The organism is Moorena sp. SIO4G3, assembly GCF_010692305.1.
GTDB classification, from domain to species: domain Bacteria; phylum Cyanobacteriota; class Cyanobacteriia; order Cyanobacteriales; family Coleofasciculaceae; genus Moorena; species Moorena producens_A.
Window position 1 is genome coordinate 1 of the sequence record NZ_JAAHIG010000628.1, and the last position, 2,771, is coordinate 2,771.

The 2,771-nt window shown below is 38.1% G+C and carries 2 protein-coding genes and 2 pseudogenes; 2 read left to right on the forward strand and 2 right to left on the reverse strand.

Annotation, left to right across the window (positions count from 1 at the left end; translation table 11 throughout):
* Positions 1–59 precede the first annotated feature (59 nt).
* Both F6J99_RS43880 and F6J99_RS43885 read left to right on the forward strand, forming a co-directional pair.
* Positions 60–335, forward strand: a complete 276-nt coding sequence (locus F6J99_RS43880) for a hypothetical protein (protein WP_293123446.1) — start codon at positions 60–62, stop codon at positions 333–335.
* On the forward strand, positions 332–775 hold the full coding sequence (locus F6J99_RS43885; RefSeq protein ID WP_293123450.1) for a hypothetical protein: 444 nt from the start codon (positions 332–334) through the stop codon (positions 773–775). The genes F6J99_RS43880 and F6J99_RS43885 overlap by 4 nt, the downstream gene beginning before the upstream one ends.
* A 165-nt stretch (positions 776–940) precedes the next feature.
* On the opposite strand, the pseudogene F6J99_RS43890 reads toward F6J99_RS43885, so the two are convergent.
* Positions 941–1,701: pseudogene (locus F6J99_RS43890) on the reverse strand (IS1 family transposase).
* A 76-nt stretch (positions 1,702–1,777) separates the two neighbouring features.
* Positions 1,778–2,771: pseudogene (locus tag F6J99_RS43895) on the reverse strand (IS4 family transposase); the annotation flags it as partial.

Below are 2,771 nucleotides of genomic sequence, written 5' to 3' on the forward strand. Positions count from 1 at the left end.
TCTGGGCGTTATCGCCGTACGCGTTCGCTAGCCAACGCCCTTCGGGCTAATCGCAAAGCGTGAGCAAAGCTCAATCCTGGTGTGAACGATCTCCCCCTAAAAAGACTCATAATAAACAGCCTAGGCACTACCTACCTTACTCCCGATTCCCAATTCCGAATTCCCGATTCCCGATTCCCGATTCCCGATTCCCAATTCCGAATTCCCGATTCCCGATTCCCGATTCCCGATTCCCTACTCCCTACTCCCGATTCCCGATTCCCTACTCCCTACTCCCTACTCCCTACTCCCTACTCCCTGTTCCCTACTCCCTACTCCCTGTTCCCTTATCATGACACAAACAACACCTCAAAAAAGAAGATGTGAACGTAATCGGAAACGTTCTAAACGAAGAGCTATTTTCTGTCCAATTCATCGTTGCCACCTGGATAGTGCTAGTCAAAAATATCGATTGTTTGCTGATCGACCAGGACAACTGATGGAGCGTGGTGTTAAACAAAAATATGCCTTGATGCTGATAGCGAGTAAAACTACAGTAGCTATCGAAGGAGAGTGGCTAGAGGCTTTTTGGTGTAGTGAGTGCCAGGAAACCCAGTGGTATCACGTTGCCAAGACAGGCGATCGCACCTATAAGGTATCGTTGGCTCCTGATGTGTTATGGCAACAGGTAACAGGAGTTGTAGATCCTCAAGGAAATCCCTCAGTGGGAGAATTTACCCGTCGGCAGTCTAGAAGGATTGGTTTTCACGGGGTTAAGGATTTTGGGGCAATTTAGCTGTTTTTGCCAAAGTCCAAACTACTGATACTTCCTAGTTTTGCCAATAAAATAGCGTCCTAAATTAATTTGTAATAATTTTTGTTTCCAGATCCGCTGTTACCTTTGCTAAATAATTGTTTATGTTAATTATTCGGTAGTGATAAACATGTAGTGATGGCTTAATCACCCCGACAAACATTTATTATAATGATGAACAAAATTCCAAATAGCTCCTAGGTGATTTTCTAATTTTTTGGAAAATGACAACGTTTTCCTAACCAGACGACTAATCCTTTGTCTTAAGGTATTATTTAATCTTTCAATATGATTAGTTTTACCCGTTTTTTTTTCTACCGGCTTGTGACGTTTTTTAGGTATTACTGTTTGATAAGCTTCCCAAAAATCTGTATAACACACAGCACATTGTCGAACTACTGGAGGGAAAGACTTCCATAATTTAGTTGCCGATTCGCGAGTGCGATCCCCAATATAAACTCCAACTATTTCTCTAGTTTTTTGTTCGCGTAGCGTGGCCAACGGCCATCAATGGCCAACCAAATCCATTGCTGATTATCTTTTTTTTTACAAAAGACCACATTTCATCACACTCTATGGACATTTTTCCTTTTGGTTTTTCTGAAACCTTGATTATTCGGGGAGTTTCAGCATATTTTTTATTAACATACTTCTGAAGCCATGTTTTTGAAACTCCAACTGTTCGAGCAATACCTGCTTGCATATATTTTCTCAAGTAATAGGTCATCTATTCTATTTTTTATCGACAATGGTATCGGCTTATTTGTCGGATTTTTAACAAACTGTCTCTTACAGTTTTTACAGAGATATTTTTGCTTTTTATTATGAGTGCTGCCATTTTTTACTGTTTGCTCACAATTGCAGTAAGGGCAATTGGGTCGCGTTATTAAATCTGATACTGTATTCATTGTTACAAGGCTTTATTCATCACTTTATAAAGTTTTTTGCTAATAAAAATTTAGCAGTTTTCCCAGATTTTTTTAATCAGTATTTATTATAGATACTCTGGGGGGGCGACATGAGAGCTAAAAAGTAGACTGTATAAGCTTCATAGCTCTCATACCTGTCTTGATGCAGTCGCTCATGGGGGGAACCCCCAAGACCGCGCTGCATCGCTCGTAAATAATTATCGAGCTTATGACGACTTAAACGCATCAAAGCATAAACTAATTCCCAACATTTATCCATAAAATGAATCCATTTTTGAGCATACATTCCAATATAAAAACTGCTATGTCTTTTAGTTAATCGCCCATATTCTTTGACTCTCGCTACATAGTCCTGAACTCCTTTTTTATTAATTATTTCTCCTTTAATTGTGGCAATAAAGTAAGCAAAAGAGATTATAATAAGTAAAGATATAAAGCGTTTACCGACAACATTACTGCCTTCCATGTCTTGATGCAGTCGCTCATGGGGGAAACCCCCAAGACCGCGCTGCATCGCTATTATATCCACCGCTTTTATAATCTCGGAACATTTCCTCAATATCAAAACGTTTTTTATAAGCTGATATTGCCTCAGACAATTCGCTCATATTTGTTAGGATAAACCAACCTTCTTGGCTTACTGACTTTCGATAACTTTTCTTCCATTTACAGGCAATACTAAATCCTGATACTTGTTTAGTTTTTGTGACTTTAACCTTTTCAAAAAATAACGAAATTCCTGGTTTTAATCCCGAGTTTTTCAGGGAAATCCACCCCTGATTTTTTAATTCAATTTGCTCATTTTTTTTAAGTCTTAAACAAAACTTAAACCCTTGTTTTTCTAGCCATTCAGCCAATTTAACTGAACAAAACTCTCGGTCTCCCAAAATAACAACATGATAGCTATCAAATAGCCCTATAATAGTTGATAGTATTTGTTTTTGCTCTAAAAAATTACTTGAACCAAGTTTTGAAAGAAGTTCAAAATAAATTGGGATTGCTCGGTTTTTATAAATTATACTAACCACCAATAAATTTTTGTTATTCCA

Excerpts from the sequence above, each read along its gene's own strand:
- F6J99_RS43885 (WP_293123450.1), top strand. The coding sequence starts at position 332 with ATGACACAAACAACACCTCAAAAAAGAAGATGTGAACGTAATCGGAAA.